This window comes from Pirellulales bacterium (genome assembly GCA_035533075.1).
Classification (GTDB): domain Bacteria; phylum Planctomycetota; class Planctomycetia; order Pirellulales; family JAICIG01; genus DASSFG01.
Window position 1 is genome coordinate 14,319 of record DATLUO010000260.1, and the last position, 14,837, is coordinate 29,155.

Annotated in this window: 13 protein-coding genes; 2 read left to right on the forward strand and 11 right to left on the reverse strand. The window is 64.4% G+C overall.

Going from position 1 to position 14,837, the window contains the following annotated elements; all coding sequences use genetic code 11:
* Window positions 1-3: 3 nt before the first annotated feature.
* Entirely contained in the window at window positions 4-1,383 is a 1,380-nt protein-coding gene (locus tag VNH11_32555) for a hemolysin family protein (GenBank protein HVA51118.1), read from the reverse strand.
* A gap of 165 nt (window positions 1,384-1,548) precedes the next feature.
* On the opposite strand from VNH11_32555, the gene VNH11_32560 reads away from it, so the two are divergent.
* Window positions 1,549-2,178: a TlpA disulfide reductase family protein gene (locus VNH11_32560; GenBank protein ID HVA51119.1), complete on the forward strand. Its 630-nt coding sequence runs from the start codon at window positions 1,549-1,551 to the stop codon at window positions 2,176-2,178.
* A gap of 2 nt (window positions 2,179-2,180) precedes the next feature.
* Here the strand turns inward: VNH11_32560 and VNH11_32565 are convergent, their stop codons facing one another.
* The 10 genes from VNH11_32565 to VNH11_32610 form a co-directional block, all read right to left on the reverse strand.
* Window positions 2,181-2,819, reverse strand: a complete 639-nt coding sequence (locus VNH11_32565; GenBank protein ID HVA51120.1) for a hypothetical protein — start codon at window positions 2,817-2,819, stop codon at window positions 2,181-2,183.
* Between the two features lie 27 nt (window positions 2,820-2,846).
* On the reverse strand, window positions 2,847-3,530 hold the full coding sequence (gene aat / locus VNH11_32570; GenBank protein HVA51121.1) for a leucyl/phenylalanyl-tRNA--protein transferase: 684 nt from the start codon (window positions 3,528-3,530) through the stop codon (window positions 2,847-2,849).
* A 2-nt stretch (window positions 3,531-3,532) separates the two neighbouring features.
* On the reverse strand, window positions 3,533-4,942 hold the full coding sequence (locus VNH11_32575) for a hypothetical protein (GenBank protein HVA51122.1): 1,410 nt from the start codon (window positions 4,940-4,942) through the stop codon (window positions 3,533-3,535).
* A gap of 43 nt (window positions 4,943-4,985) precedes the next feature.
* Window positions 4,986-7,373 carry an ABC transporter substrate-binding protein gene (locus VNH11_32580; protein HVA51123.1) on the reverse strand — a complete coding sequence of 796 codons (2,388 nt, stop codon included), beginning with the start codon at window positions 7,371-7,373 and terminating at the stop codon, window positions 4,986-4,988.
* A 170-nt stretch (window positions 7,374-7,543) separates the two neighbouring features.
* Window positions 7,544-11,029, reverse strand: coding sequence for a PQQ-binding-like beta-propeller repeat protein (locus VNH11_32585; protein HVA51124.1), 3,486 nt, complete (start codon window positions 11,027-11,029; stop codon window positions 7,544-7,546).
* 191 nt (window positions 11,030-11,220) lie between these two features.
* On the reverse strand, window positions 11,221-11,880 hold the full coding sequence (locus VNH11_32590; protein HVA51125.1) for a biopolymer transporter ExbD: 660 nt from the start codon (window positions 11,878-11,880) through the stop codon (window positions 11,221-11,223).
* 3 nt (window positions 11,881-11,883) lie between these two features.
* Window positions 11,884-12,381 carry a biopolymer transporter ExbD gene (locus VNH11_32595; GenBank protein HVA51126.1) on the reverse strand — a complete coding sequence of 166 codons (498 nt, stop codon included), beginning with the start codon at window positions 12,379-12,381 and terminating at the stop codon, window positions 11,884-11,886.
* Between the two features lie 35 nt (window positions 12,382-12,416).
* A complete protein-coding gene (locus VNH11_32600; GenBank protein ID HVA51127.1) occupies window positions 12,417-13,079 on the reverse strand; it encodes a MotA/TolQ/ExbB proton channel family protein in 663 nt (220 codons plus the stop codon).
* A 53-nt stretch (window positions 13,080-13,132) separates the two neighbouring features.
* Entirely contained in the window at window positions 13,133-14,038 is a 906-nt protein-coding gene (locus VNH11_32605; protein HVA51128.1) for a hypothetical protein, read from the reverse strand.
* A 77-nt stretch (window positions 14,039-14,115) separates the two neighbouring features.
* Window positions 14,116-14,427 (reverse strand): hypothetical protein, encoded by a 312-nt coding sequence (locus tag VNH11_32610; protein HVA51129.1) that lies wholly within the window; start codon window positions 14,425-14,427, stop codon window positions 14,116-14,118.
* Between VNH11_32610 and VNH11_32615 the strand changes: the two genes are divergently transcribed.
* The gene (locus VNH11_32615) at window positions 14,426-14,758 is read left to right on the forward strand and encodes a hypothetical protein (protein HVA51130.1); all 333 of its coding nucleotides are present in this window, start codon (window positions 14,426-14,428) and stop codon (window positions 14,756-14,758) included. The two genes, VNH11_32610 and VNH11_32615, sit on opposite strands and share 2 nt — an antisense overlap.
* The last annotated feature ends 79 nt before the right edge of the window (window positions 14,759-14,837 follow it).

Consider the following 14,837-nt stretch of genomic DNA (forward strand, 5'->3'; position numbering starts at 1 on the left):
GCGTCAGGCGCGGCTTTCGGCCGTCGACGAGACCATCGCCGCCGAGCGCGGGACGCCGCCGGCGGCGTCCTCGCGCGAGACCTGGGCCTCGAGCACCCGCTGACGGCGGAGCTTGCGCACCAACACCCGCAACCCTTGTGCCCGGACAATGTCGCCGCCGCGGGGCAGACGTTCCAGGTGGGCGCTGATCCAGTCGTGCAATGTGCGGCATCCGCCCGGCAGACGACTGCGGTCGAGCTGGACGCCGGTAATCTGTTCCAGCCGGTCGAGCGTGATTCCACCCCCCATCACCCAACCCACGCCCACTTCGGCCACGTGGCCGGGCACGCGGTCGTATTCGTCTTCGATGTCGCCGACCAGCTCTTCCAGAATGTCTTCCATCGTCACCATGCCCACGATTTCGCCCGCACGGTTGCGGACCAGGGCGATGTGGACGTGTTCGCGAATCATGCGTTGCAGGCAGGCCGCGATGGACAACTCCTCCGACAAGTCGGGCATGGAACGCATGATGCCGCGCAACGACGGCTGGTCGGGCGCCAGCCGCAGCTCGGAAACGATGTCCTTGAAGTTGACGTACCCACAGATGGTTTGCGGGTCGCCGGGCTTGGCGCAGACGGGAAACCGCGTGTGCATGTCGGTATGGGCCAGCACCAGGCTCTCCGACATCGACTGCGAGAGATCGAGCGTCACCACATCGCGCAGCGGAATCATGATCTCGGCGATCGACCGGCTCGACAGTCTCGCCGCGCCGAGAATGATCTTTTCTTCCTGCCCGCCGATCAGGCGCGACGTGCGGGCCAAGGCCACCACGGCCCGCAGCTCCTGCATCTCGGTGACTTCGGCTTTGTGCCCCTCCATGGTCGGCGTCCAGCGGCGTTCGCTCCAGGAAAGCAGCGTTCGCACCGAGCCCTCCAGCACCCAGACCGCCGGATAGACGACCATCGTCAAGGCACGCATGGGCGGCGAGAGCTTCAGGCAGACCCATTCCTTGTGCTTCAGGGCGAAGACTTTCGGTATCAATTCACCGACCACGATGGTGACGGCACTGAGCGGAACCACGACGCAGGCGAGCGACAGAACTTGCGCCGTCCGGTCCGAGAGTCCGAACGCCGTCACCAGGTAGGGCACGATGAATTCGTCGGCCTCCGCGCCGCCGGTGGCCGCGGCAATCGCGCCGACGAGCGTGATGCCCAACTGCAGAGCAGCCAGGCTCCCTTCCATATTCTGCTTCATGGCGAGTGCCGCCCGGCCGCCGCGTCGGTGGGCATCGGCCAGGGCCTTCAGGCGGCCCAGCGAGGCCGAAGCCAGTGCAATCTCATAGGCGGCGAAAAGGGCATTGCAGCCAACCATCGCAGAGATGATGACCCAGGAAGCCGCCGTCATTGAACTCCTCAGTTAGAACCAGGTTTGGTCGCCGCATCCGCGCGGCGCGTGCCTCCATTCTACCCGGAGTTGGCCGCGCCGCGGAAAGATGGTGGCAGCCGAGCGATTAAGTGTATAATAGCCAATGGTTTATACCAATCCGTCAGCCCCGAAAGCGCGTCATTCATGGACATTGACTCCGAGATTCCGCGGTCCCGGTCCCGTCTGCCTTGGTTCTGGATCGTTCTGGCAGTGGGCGCCGGATTGTTGGTCCTCCGGCTGTCGACCTCCGGCCCCCTTGCTCCTTCCGGTCGCGACTCCGGCGGCGCGCATCCTGGCGTCGGCAAGCGGCTCACCTCGCTTTCGCTACGGCCTTTGACCTTTGCCGGCGATCCGCTGACGCTCGACGACCTGGCGGGAAAGGTCGTGGTCTTGAACTTTTGGGGAACATGGTGTCCGCCGTGCCGGGCGGAGTTGCCCCACGTGGCTGAATTGGCGGAACATTATCGAAACGACGACCGTTGCCGCGTGCTGGCCGTATCTTGCGGTTCCGGCGGCACGGATCCTGTCTCGGACTTACCCGATCTGCACATGAACACCCAGCAGCTTCTGGAAAGCATGCACCTCGAGTTGCCTTCCTACGCCGATCCCGATGGTCGCACGCGACGGGCGGTGGCGCAAGCGGTGGGGTTCGACGGCTACCCGACCACGCTGGTGGTCGACGCTCAAGGGATCGTCCGCGGCATCTGGACCGGTTACGGGCCGGGCGTCGAGAAAGAGATCGCCACTCTGGTGGCGACACTGTTGGGAGGCTGACATCACTTTCGCAAGCCGTGGATCGCGCCGCCGATTTGCTCGTGAACGTCGTCCGTCTGACGTACCACCAACACGTGCCAGGCGGGCCAGTACTTGACGGTGCCTTGCCCGCCATTCACGTCCCAACTTTGCGGGGCGATGGTGGCTTGAATCAACTCGACCAGTGCTTGACCGTCGTCTTGCGGCGCTCCGCCACGCGACTGGGCGGATTTGGTTGAAAGTCGTACCTCGCCCGCAGTCTCGGCCTGGCTCCCGACTTCCGCCTGCAAACGATCGACCTCGCGTTGGGCCGTCACGTCGCGGCGAATCAACTCGGCAAGTCGCGACAAACGGCCTTTCAGCCGGGCTTGCAGTCGGCCCCGCTCGCTGGCAGAGATCGCTTTGGCGCCGGCGACTTGAGTGTAAAGCGGAAGCAATTCCCTTGCTTGCCGGCGGCGCTCGCCGGGCGTCGCCGGCAACGCTTGCTCCAACGCCCGGCGGACTTCGCGCCGCACCTCGCCCGGGGCTGCGGCGGCGCTTTGCGGAGCCCGCGCTACAGAGTAGGAAGCGTCCCCTGCAAGAGCAACGACCGGCTTCGATATGGCGGCAACGCAAGGCGCCGCCAAGATCAACGACGCACGTAGCACGAAACGCCAACGCATGACTAGACCTCCCTTTTCGAGTCCACTCTATAGTGTACCGAAGGTGACGGGCAACTCCAAGGCAGCCGCCAACCGCTTCAGATACTGGCGCCGAGGAATCTCGACGGCGCCAAAACGCAGGGTGTGCGCCGTGAGCTGCTGGATATCGACCAGCGCATAGCCGCGCGCCTCCAAGTGGTCCACGAGACGCACCAACGCCACTTTCGAGGCCTCGCTGACGCGATAGAACATCGACTCGGCGGAAAACAGCCCCGCCATCGCCACGCCATAGATTCCTCCGGCGAGCCGGCCTTCGTGCCACGCCTCGACGCTGTGAGCATGGCCCTGCCGATGAAGCCGCACGTACGCTTCGCGCAGATCGGGCGTGATCCAGGTCTGGTGTTCGCGGTCGCCGGCCGTGGCGCAGCCGTCGATGACGCTCTCGAAGTCACGGTTGCAAGTCACCTCGAAGCGGTCTCCGCGGCAGGTGCGCGCCAACCGGCGTGGAACGTGAAACTGGTCCAGCTCGATCACCGCCCGCGGATCGGGCGACCACCAGGCCAGGTGCCCGTCGCTGAACGGCCAGGGGAAGATGCCGTGCCGATAGGCGTCCAGCAGCCACTCGGTCGAGAGCTCGCCGCCGATGCCGATCAGGCCGTCGGGCGAGGCCGCGTCGGCGGGAGGAAAGATGTGGGAGGTGCGCGAGCGAGCTCGTGGTCGCGGTGCCGGCATGGTCAGCGTGATTTCGCCTTGATCTCGCCGTCGAGCTTCTCGACCTCGGCAGAATTGAGATACCGGATGACGACTTGCTCGGTGTCGTCAAAAAGCTTGTCGATCTTTTTCTGCATCCGCTTGTCTTCGTCCAGCGACCGTTGTTTCCGCACGCGGATCTCGTTGATGTAATCCTCCTGCCGGCCCATCGAGCGCAGTTCGTCGAGCATGGCTTTGGCCTCGTCGATCTTGTTGTCTTCCAACCGGGCGCGAATTTGGGTGATCATCACCTGGCGGCGGGCAATCAGGTCGACGAAACCCTCTTGTAAACCAACGATAATCCCTTCGGCCTCCAGCCGCTGGTCGTCGTCGGGAATCTCCACTTGCATTCGCGGGAAAAGCCCCGGCACGATCGGCAAGCGGGCCAGCGCATCGCCTCCGTGCTTCACCAACAAGATCCGCACGGGGCTGGCGTCGGATTCCACGCGCAGCTTGCCGTCGCCGTCGGTGCGACCGACCAATACGGTTTCGGGCGACCCGGCTGGATGGGCGTAAACGGCATAGCCGGCCATCGGCCGCACGGTCTTCGGGTCGTTGTTGACCATCCGCGACCGCAAATCGAGCTCGGTCGAGCCGCCGGTGGGCCGCACCAGCACGGCCAGCGACTCCAAGTTGCCGCGGCGCCGCCCCGTGAGCGGGCTGCGCAGCCCGGTGTGCAGTTGGCAGGCGATCTCGGCGGCGTTGACGTGCTCGACCATCAAGTAGGTCCATTCGATCGGCATCAGCTTTTTAAGCTTGCCGGAGCGGTCGTTGAACCGCAGCACGGGCCGAAAGACGTCGCCCGGTCCGGCGAAGGCGATCGACGGATCGATCGGAGGCAGCGATGCCGCCCGTAGCCGCAAGGTAACCTGCTTGTCTTCCACCTTTTCGACGCGGGCCAGCGGTGCGAAGGCCGTGAGCACCGCCTGAAAGACCTCGTCGGGCAGCAGCTCGCGCTGGGCGACCGGCCGCACAACGGTCGATCCGGCGAGCCGAGTGTGCAGGTCGAAATCGCGGGCCTCGACTTCGAACCCGCCGTCCGTCACGTGGACCGCGGCCAGCAGCAACTTGTCTGTCTCGCTTTCGAGCAGCGATTCCGGCAGGTCTTCCACGGCCAGTTGGCTGAGCGGCGCGAGCAGCTTGGCTTCGAGCTCGGGCGGCACCGGCCCGACCGACAAATCCCACGCCGACCCGACCGCCTTCTCGGCCCGCTCCACAACCCGTGCTTCAATCGCTGCTTTCAAGCGAGGCGTCAGTTCCGGTTCCGGCGCCATGGCCAGCGTGAGCTGGACGCGGTACGGCGTCATCTCCCAGACCGTCGGCGCCGCGGAAGCCGCGTGCGCGTGTTGAATGTCGATGGTCGAAAGAATGACGACGGCCAAAAGCAGTGACAATCCAAAATCCAAAATCCAAAATCCAAAATTGCAACGGTCCACGTCAGTCCTCCGAGGGAATTCGCACGACGCCCTTCCACCGCTCGACGCCCTGGTAGAGCAGCACGGGCTTCGTGTCGACCCCTTTCAGGCTGCGATGATAGGCAAAATGTTCGGTCATCTGCCAAAGCGGAATGACGGCCACGTCGTCGGCGACAAGTTGGTGGATGCGCTGCAAGATGTGCCGCGCCTCTTGCCAGTTGGTCGCCTGGGCCAACTTCACCAAGGCCTGATTCAGGTAGGGGCTGGCGTCGCCCACCACGCCGTCCACGCCCAGCAAGCGCGCCGCATCCACCAGCGGCTCCTGGACCATCGCCTCAAGAAACAGCAGATCGAAGTTGTCGTCGGGCGGAAGATAAAATCCGGGTTCCAGTTCCCGCAGCTCGACGGTGAACTTGAGCACCTGAAGGTGCCGCTGGATACCCTTGCACGCTTCACGGGCGATGTCGTTCGCCGGGTGAGCCAGCACGAGCGTCGGAAACGCTTTGACTTCCGGCTCGCCCCGCTTCTTGGCGGCCTCGGCCAGGTCGTGCAGCGCCACCTGCGCCAGCGCCAGCGCCAGCCGCGGATTCCGCTCGCGCTGCGCCACTTCGCTGTTGTAGGCGTAACGCAGCGGATCTTCGAAGCTGTTGCCGATCGGAAACGGCCCGCTGATAAGCTGATAGCCGGCGGTCGGTCCGTCACGCAGCACGTGGTGTTTCAGCACCACGCCGCGGTCGATGCCGTAGGCCATCGCGCGGCGGAAGCAACCGTGCTTCATGAACGGCTTTCGCAGATTGGGCACCAACATGTGGATCGTCGGCAAGGCATATTGCTCGACCACGAAATCGTGATTCGCCCGATACCGCTCCACTTCCCACGGGCTGAGACGGTCGACCAACTGCACTTGGCCGCGATCCAGGGCCGTCCAGGCCGCGTTGGAATCGGCCAGATACTTTTCGACGATTTCTTTGGGTTGTCCGTCTTGCGCGGCAAAATAGGCCGGGTTGTTCAGGAAGTGGACCATGCCCGCGGCGCTTTCGCCCCGCAGATAGGGGCCGATATTGGCCGGGGCGCCGGCGATTGGCAGCGGCGTGACCGGCGTTTCCAGCAGTGCCAGCGGCTGCACGTAAGACCAGCGCAGATCGACGTCGACTTGGAAGACGTCTTGTACGCTGACTCCGCCGAACAGTTCCGCCCAGGTCGGCTCGAACTGGGCCTGGGCCGGATTGCACAGCACCACGAGCTGCCTCGCCACGTCATAACCCGTCAGGTGCGGACCGCCCGCGGACGAGCGGATGTCTCGCTTGAGGCGAAAGATCAGACGCCGCCCGATGTCGGTGCGTTCTACCTCTCCGAACGGGCAAGCGTATTGACCGCCTTCGGCCCCTTTGCCGGTGAACTCCAACAGCAGCCGCTGCAGCAGCCGCCCGTCGCGACGGTCGGCCCAGCTCGCCAGCCGCGGCTGTTCGGTCGGCCCCAAGGGCGAGGTCACGCCCACGACGATGCGGGGCCAGGCGGCATACAGTTCTTCGAAAAACGATTTGGCCTCCGGCGAGCGCGGCCAGACGTAGAGCACGCGTTGGGCGAGATCCCAAGCTTTCAGCGGCTCGCCGGCGGCGGTCCGCTCGCGGCCTTCGGCGATGATCTGCCGCGCCTCGTTGGTCCATTGCTCGCGAAACTTGACGATCACGGAGTTCGTGGGAAACTTTTTCGCCAGCCGCGCCAGCAGCCTCCGCGCCGCGGGATAGTCGTCGCGGGCCAGATACGGCTCCATCAACTTTTGCGTCGTGGCGCCCAAGGCCGAGGGAAGTTTGGAGTACTGGGGATCGACTTCCCACAGTTCGTTCAGCAGCGCCAGAGAATTTTCGTACTTTCCGCGGCGATGCCAGCTTCCCGCGTCTTCATACAAGTAGTCGGCCAGGGCGGCGTTCAGCCCTTCCAGTTTCGGCGCCGTGCGTTTCAAGAAAACGAAGTAGTCGTAGGCTTCGTCGAACTTGGCCGGGTCGTCCTTGCCGGCACGCACCAGTTCGCGTGCCTCGTCGAGCACCATGTATTCGAAGAGTTTGACCTCGGCGATGTCGATCCATCGGATTTCGTAGTCTTCCGTCGGGTCGTCGATCTGCCGGACCACGATTTTCTGGCCCTTTTTTCTGAAGGCGGCAGGATCGGGCGGACGCCGCTCCGGCAGATCCAGCGGCCGGACCTTGACGACGGTATGCGCTTCATCGTTGAGGATGATTTCGTCGTAAGGTTCATCTTCATAAATCCGCAGCTTGGCTTCGTCGATCGCCGGTTCATCGGGCTGTTGCGCCGAAACGAGCTGCGCAAGCGTGAGCGTCGCCAGCGCGAGGGCGAGCGGGAGGCGCAAGCCTCCCGGTAGTTTCTCCTTCAGTGGCGTCATGATCTTCATTTCGTGTTCATATCGGGATCGACCTAGGGTGGGACCAGCGAGCTTGCGAGCGCCTGCCCACCGTCGTCAGGCATCAGGCGTGAGGTTGCCTTTCCTGACGCCTGAAACCTGACGCGTCAAATCGGTGGGCCGGCGCTCGCAAGCTCGCTGGTCCCACCCTACCACGATCCTCACGGCCGGGCCACCACCAACAAAGCGCCGCCGTGGGAGGCCAGCAACAGCCGCTCGCCCAGCGCCACCGGCCCCGCGGCGATCGGTTCACCCACATCGACCACGCCCAACTCTTCGCCCGAAGCAAGCGCCAGCCGGCAGAGCCGTCCTGACTTGGTCGTCAGCAATACGTCGTCGGCCGACATCAGCGGCGTGCCCGATAGCGGCCCGTGTTTCAGTTCCACCTGCCAAAGCTGTTCTTGCTGGTCGTTGACGCAAAGCAGCCGGCCGTTCGTGGTGGCCACCAGCACCTGAGAACCGGCGGCGTACGGTCCCCAGGCGGTGGCCGGAGACAACGGCCACGACTTGCCCCCGGTCAGCGTGTTTGTGCCCGGCTCGCCGACGGCGAACGAGACCAGCTCTCCGCTGCCGTTGACGGCAAAAACCGTCTTGCCCGCCACGGCCAGCGGCGCCGTAATCGGCCCAGGCAATTTCGCTTCGGCCACCGCCGCCAGGTGCGGTTCAGGCTTGGCGACCGTGGTAAGTCGATAGAGCTTCGACTGGCCGTCCGACAACAACACCTCGCGCTCGTTCAAGTGCATGGGCGTGGTCCAACGGAATTCCGCGCCGCGTTCCAATCGCGGCTGGAATGGCTGCACCAGGCTCGCCCCGGTGGCAGGATCCAGCAGTAGCACCTGGCCCATCCGGCCCGGCGCCAACAGGCCGCCCTGAAAGCTGATGGCCGGCGCGCCCAACGGGTCGGGCAACTGGAGCCAACGCAGCTTGTTTGTTTCCGTCGCGACCAAAGCGCGCGGCCCGACCGTGGTCGCCGAGATCGCGGCCCCGCCACCGGCCAACGCCGTCGCGCCGACCGCGCCGGAAAACGATTCCCGGAAGTCGGCCGGCGAGCCTGCCGCGTTTTGTGCGCCGCTCTTCTCGAATGTATCGGGCGACAAATCGAACAGCGTACCCACACGATTGAACAGCAGCGTTCGACCCGACTTGGCGTCGGTCATCGGCGCGCCGGCGGGCGGCGCGGCCACCCGCGTCTCCCAATATCGAGTGCCGTCTTGAGCGCTGACCGCCGCCACAATCACTTCCGGCTGGTCTCCCTGACGGCGCGCGTGAAATAGCACGTCGCCGATCACCTGCGGCTGTTCGAGGAAGGTATCCCCTTCGTCCTTGACCCACCGCGGGTCGAGCTTGCCGCGCGAGGCCTGCACGTCGTACTTCGTAAGCGCCAGTCCGCCGACCCAAAGCTGCGTGCCTTTGAGCTTCGGATAGCGGACCAGCGGCGCGCGGTCCTCGGCAGGCTTCTCAGCCACCTTGATCAACGGCGGACCGGGATCGGGAGGATTGATTTCGAAGCTGTAGATCGCTCCACGGTCGGTGGCCGCCACCAGCGTCCGCCCGTCGGCCTCCAGCGACGAAAGCACATGCCCGGCCAGCGTGATCGGCTCCTGCCCCTGGCGAAGTTGAGTGCCGTTCTCGTCGGCCATCAACACGTGCAGCAGCGAATCGCCGGCGCCCTGGTCTTCGACCACGAAAACGTAGGGGCTGACGACCAGCGGCGGCACGTGAATGCTTTCCGGCTCCTGCCCCAAATACAACACTTCCTGACACTGGAAGGTCTGGCCCGACAGCGAAAACAGATTGGAATGCTCGCCGAGCTGATAGCACGTCTGCCCGCGCGAATCGAAGGCCGGCGCCACGCGCAGCCCCTGCGGCAATTCGACGTAGCCCGGCGAGTTGCCCGTTTCGATCTCGATCCGCACCAGCTTTCCTTGCCGCGTGGCGATCCAGACATGATCGCGGGCCACGACCGGGTGCGCGTCGAACGGCTCGCCCACCGCGTACCGCCACTTCAGCGCGCCCGTGCGGCGCTCGACGCGCAGCACTTCGTTCCGCTGGGCGTCGACCAGCAGCAGATCGCTATCGGGATCGACGGTGATGGGCCGCGGGACGTAGCTGGTGTCGTAACCGACGAAGCGGCGCCAGAGAATCTGGCCGGTGTCGGCCTCGAAACAAAACACCGCGCCGCCGGCCAGCATCTCGACCAACCGGCCCTTGACGCCCGGCGCGTCTTTGCCTTGCCGGCCGCCCAGCACGACTTCTGCTTTGACCGGCGATTGGGTATCGGCCGGCGCCGCCTCCTGGGATTCGGGCTTGTAGACCACGGCCTGCTGTTCGGCTTTCGACAGAGACAGCACCGCGGTTTGCAGCGCTTCGTTGCCGGCCAGCGCCGGATACTGCTTCAGCAGCGTTTTGCGGATTTGATAGGCGGCTTGCGGCGATCCTTCGGCGATCGCCTTCTCGATTCCGGCGACGGCGTCGCTCAGCGCCTGGTCGCGGCCCATCGTGCGCTTGGTCAGTTCGAGCGAGGCCCGCACGTCGGCCAACTTCTGCTCGGGTCGCAACGACTTGCGGATGTACTTGTCGACGAGCTTGAGCGTTTCTTCTCCTTCTTCGACGAGCTTCGTGTCGGGCTTGGCGGCCGCTTGTTTCGCCAGGCCCTCGGCGATTTGCGGCAACAGGGCCCGCAGCTCGTCTTGCGCCTCGCCGAACTTTTCTTCGGTCGCGATCTCGCTCAAAATCCCCTTGGCGGTCGCCAAGGTCTTCGAGAAATCGCGGGCGCCCTCCACGGCCTGGCGCATGCGGGCCATGCCACGTTGCACGCGGCCGATGCTCGCTTGCGGATCGTCGGGGAAGTCTTGCAAAAACTTGTCGTAGGCCCCGATGGCCTGGGTGTACGAGCCCGCCTTGTAAAAATCGTTCGCCTGGCGATAGGCTTCTTCGCCCGTCAAGCGGCCGAGCCGCCAGTACAGCACGCCGCCGACGATCGAGAGCAGCAACACGGTCCCGCCGACGGTCAGCAACAGTGGAGAATCCCAGATGTTGCGCTGTGCGGCCTGGGCCCTTTTCCGCTGGCGCTCTTCGCCGATCGCTTCCGCCTGCGCATAACCGCCTTGCCCGTTCGCGGCGCCGAAAATGTCGGCATCGGCTGCCGCTTCATAGGCCGGTTCGGGCGGTGGCGCTCGGCGGCCGGAAGCCGGCTTCGGGGAGCCGGCCCACCGCGCGGCGGGCTGCTTGTTCGAGGGCGGCGCCGGTGCCGTCGCGGGCTCCGTCGCCTGGGCCGCATCGTCCTGCGGAAACAACTCCAGATCGTCATCGACCTGCGGAACCTTGGGGGCCGCGGCTCTCGGCGCCGACGTCTTGGCCGGTCTCGGCGGCGGTGGAGCGGCCGGCGCCTCGTCGTCCACGAGCTTCAAATCGTCGTCGGGCGGTGCCGGCCGGGCAGCCGACGCCGTCGTGCCGCCGGCGCGGGCGATCAGCCGACGCCCCTGCTCCGAGGTAATGTGCTCTTTCTGCACCAGCCACTTGATGGCCGATTTCAGGTCCGCCGGCTGCTTCGATTTCTCCAATCTTTGGCGCAGCTCATCGACGACCTCGTCGGAAACGAGATTGCTGTCTTCGATCGTCGCGATGATGGTGGAGATATCGGGCATCAAAGGGTTCAGGGTTCAGGGTTCAGGGTTCAGGGTTCAGGGGTAGGGTGGGACCAGCGAGCTTGCGAGCGCCGACCCACCATCGTCAGGCATCAGGCATCAGGTTGTTTGTGCTGACGCCTGACGCCTGAAACCTGACGCCGCAAATCGGTGGGCCGGCGCTCGCAAGCTCGCTGGTCCCACCCTACACATTAGAATTCGTCATCCCCTCCGCTGGCAAGCCGCACGTCGTCGATGCCGGCGGCCGTGCCCATGTCGAGCGCCATCACCACCGTCTCGTGCCGCGCCTCGCCGCTGGCCATCACCAGCAGCTTGGAGGGACCTTCCGACTCGGTGCCCGCGTCGCCGCTGCGGGCGTCTTTCAGCTTGGCCAACAAGTCTTGGGCGCTGGGGGCCTCGGAGTCGTTCACCCAAACGGTATTGTCTTTGTCGATGCGCACGATGATGTAGTCGTCGTCCTGCTCCAGCTCTTCCACCGTGCGGCTTTGCGTCGAACTGTCGGTGGGGTCGGGCGTGGGAATCTTGATCGACTTCTGCAAGGCAAAGGCCGCCGTGACCATGAAAAAGATCAATAGCAGAAACGTGACGTCGACCATCGGCGTCATGTCGAGCCCGTCGTCCTGAGTGCCCGACGGCTTGCCGCCGATCACCGGCTCTTCGTCGCCGGTGGCCGGCAGCGGCGCGGCCGATGAGGTCACCGACATGGAGGGCACCGCATGCACGATTTCCAGCTCTTCGCCCGCCGGCACCGTCTGCACTCCGCCGCAGCCGGAGCATTGCACCTGCCGCCCGACGTACTCCTCGGGCGCCTTCAGACGCTTGCCGCAGTCGGAGCAATTGAAGCGGACCATGGGCTATTTCGACTCCATCACCGCCAGGTTCAGCCCCACGTCGCCGACGGAGCCGGCCGCGCTGGCCACGCGCGACACGTCGCGGTGCAGCACGCCTTTTTCGGCTTTGATCAGAATGTTCGCTTTTCCGGCGGCCAACGCTTCTTCGACCGCCTGTTTGATGACCGCGTCCTGTTCGGCGGGCGTGCCCTCGAGGGCTTTGCCCACCTTGCCGTCGGCCAGGTAGATATCGGCCGGTTTTCCCTCGCCGGCATCGGCCACCGAAATAATGAATGAGTCCTGAACGCTCACGCCCACCCCGTGCTTGGCCGGCGCCAGCTCGAGCGCGGTCTGAGCGTCGGGCGTCGAGGTGACCGTGAAAAAGATCAACAGCAAGAACGTGCAGTCGATCATCGGAGTGATGTCCATCTCCGTGTCTTCGACCGCCGCCTTGCGCGGTTTAATCGCCGGCTCGTCCGGTTCGTCGTGCGGATTGTAGTGGGCTTCGAATTCGTTCGTCATAGGAAATTACCGGCACGCTCACGCGTGCCGCTCGCCTAGCTCCGCACCGGCTCGGCCGGCTGTTGCTCGAACGTCGCCTTGAACACTTCCATGAACCGCCCCAGTCCGTCGCCGACCAGGTCTTCCATTTTCCGCGTGCGAATCTGCACGCTGGCCAGCACCAAGCTCAACGGTATGGCGATGGTGAGTCCGACGAACGTGGTGATCAACGCCAACGAAATATCGCCGGCCAGGTGCGTGGCGTCGACTTTCTGCGAACCGGCCAGCTTGCCGAAGGCCGCCATCATGCCCAGCACCGTCCCCAACAGCCCGAGCATCGGCGCGCTTTTGATCATCGTCACCACCCAGGTGATGCGATATTCCATCTCCGCCAGCACGTCGCGCTGAAAGCGGTCGGCCACGAGCTGCTTGACTTTGTTGTAGCCCAAGTCGCGGTTGTTGACGGCCAACAAGATAAGCTGCGGCACGATGCGCGGACTTTCTTCGCACATCTCCGTGACGCCCTCGAAATCGCCCGCGGAGGCCGCGTCGAGCAGCGGCTCGAGAAACTCGTTTTGCTGATCTTCCGATTTGAAGCGAATTTGCGCCAGCCGCCGCCAAACGACGATGATGCAGAACGCCCCCCACAGGGCGTCGAAGGCTTGCAGCCCGTAAATGGAATTGCCGGCAAATTCTACCAGCCCGCTCATGTCTCCCATGAATCGTTACTCGCTCGTGTCTAGTTGGACAGCGCCACTTCGGGGCCGCGGGACTAAAGATAACTTTGATCGATGACGTAAAACTCATAGCCTCGCCCGGCCGGACGAACGCCGAAGCGGGTCTTGCGAATGGTCGAGGCGTCTTTGCCTTTGAAGTCGTGCTCCAGGTGCAATAGGATCTGCTCGGTGGCGTCGGGGTAGAACTGCAACACGACCTTGCCGGCGGCGGCCACGCCGGCGCGGGCCATCAATTCGCGGTCGGCCTCTTTCAACCTGCCCTGGCGCCACGACATGTAGAGCCGCTTGTCGGCCGAACTGGGGCCGGTGTAGACCTCGGGCTTGGGCCGGGCCAGGTTCTTGGCGTAGGTCACGCGGCCGGTGGTGTATACGCCCAGCTCGATGCCGAAAAAGTCGAGCTCGCGGGCGTAGATATCCAAGGTGTTGCCGTCGCCGAAGCTGATTTCCCAACGCATGTGGGGCGGAATGCCCGGCTTGCCGGGACCGAAACCATAGCCGGGCCGGTTGCCGGTGCCGGTCTGTTGTCCGCCGCCTCTTTTGGTCGTCTCCTCGTCGCTGATGGAAGGATCGGCGATGTCAACCTGATTGAGGGCTGCGACATCGATGACCGTCTGCAAGGTTTCCTGCAACTCGGGCTCGCTCAGGTCGCTCTCGGCCGCAATGTCTTGGGGAGTGGGCGAATCGAGCTGCATGCTCTCGCCCACGACGCCGCTTTCCATGCCGCCGCCGACCTGCTCGATGCGCACCGGCACCGACTTCAGCGGCGGAAAAAAGACGTGCATGCCCAGCCAGGCGACGAGCAGGCAAAACACCACCGACCCGATCAATATGAGCAGCGCCAGCAGCATGCTGGCCACTTGCTCATACGCCGAGACCTGTTCGGATTGTCCGATTTTCGCCGCGCGACGTCGGACCGTGGCGGAACGCGCTACCGTGGTCACTCGATACCTGACTGGAGTGCCTCAAAGACTTGCAACTCTTCCCTGGAAATTGAATCTAACCCTGGCAAAATCGAGTGTCAAGCCACCGCCGTTGCCGGCACCACTCGACGAGGAGCCGTACAGGGCGCTTTGCGCCTCGCCAGCGCTCCGTTATTCGTCGATTGATGGATGCAGTGATAGGGTGGGAGCAGCGAGCTTGCGAGCGCCGGCCCACCGATATCGACCGCGCTGCTTAACAAAAGCGCCGCGCGCGCGGCGCTTTCGTTTGGGCGCCGTTGCGGACGCAGGTGCGGCGTGGCCAGCGTGATGTAAAGCTTCGCCGAACCCGTTTTTTTGGCGGACTGATCTGGTCCCCGCTGGTGTTCCCGGGTAAAGAGCACGTCCATCATGGATGGCACGCTGCTTGACCTAGCTCTGAGCGATGAATGCCGGGACTTCCCCGCGCAATGGGAGCCGGTGCCGCGCGTGGCGCTTTTGCCTGCACGCGCCAGCCGATCCGTGCAGCCAGCGCTCAAAGTGCTAAAAGACCGGACCGCTCAATTCGGCGGAACGGCATCCCGGCGCGCCGGGATGCCCTGCACAGGATTGGCCGCGCACCTCGTTGGACGGGGTGCGATCCGCCCAGTCCCGCGAAAACGCGACAAAAACGCCTGCGGACAGGACGGAATCGGCCGCGACTTCAACAAAACTCGTATTGGTGAAAGCAGCGGTCCTCCGTGAAACTCTGGTTGATTACAAGCCACAGTTCACGGAAGGAACGCCACCATGCAGGATGCTACCACGGCTGCGCGATGTTTGA

Excerpts from the sequence above, each read along its gene's own strand:
- VNH11_32585 (HVA51124.1), bottom strand. The coding sequence starts at position 11,029 with ATGCCCGATATCTCCACCATCATCGCGACGATCGAAGACAGCAATCTC.
- aat (HVA51121.1), bottom strand. The coding sequence starts at position 3,530 with ATGCCGGCACCGCGACCACGAGCTCGCTCGCGCACCTCCCACATCTTT.
- VNH11_32610 (HVA51129.1), bottom strand. The coding sequence starts at position 14,427 with ATGATGGACGTGCTCTTTACCCGGGAACACCAGCGGGGACCAGATCAG.
- VNH11_32560 (HVA51119.1), top strand. The coding sequence starts at position 1,549 with ATGGACATTGACTCCGAGATTCCGCGGTCCCGGTCCCGTCTGCCTTGG.
- VNH11_32555 (HVA51118.1), bottom strand. The coding sequence starts at position 1,383 with ATGACGGCGGCTTCCTGGGTCATCATCTCTGCGATGGTTGGCTGCAAT.
- VNH11_32600 (HVA51127.1), bottom strand. The coding sequence starts at position 13,079 with ATGGGAGACATGAGCGGGCTGGTAGAATTTGCCGGCAATTCCATTTAC.
- VNH11_32590 (HVA51125.1), bottom strand. The coding sequence starts at position 11,880 with ATGGTCCGCTTCAATTGCTCCGACTGCGGCAAGCGTCTGAAGGCGCCC.
- VNH11_32565 (HVA51120.1), bottom strand. The coding sequence starts at position 2,819 with ATGCGTTGGCGTTTCGTGCTACGTGCGTCGTTGATCTTGGCGGCGCCT.
- VNH11_32595 (HVA51126.1), bottom strand. The coding sequence starts at position 12,381 with ATGACGAACGAATTCGAAGCCCACTACAATCCGCACGACGAACCGGAC.
- VNH11_32615 (HVA51130.1), top strand. The coding sequence starts at position 14,426 with ATGGATGGCACGCTGCTTGACCTAGCTCTGAGCGATGAATGCCGGGAC.
- VNH11_32580 (HVA51123.1), bottom strand. The coding sequence starts at position 7,373 with ATGAAGATCATGACGCCACTGAAGGAGAAACTACCGGGAGGCTTGCGC.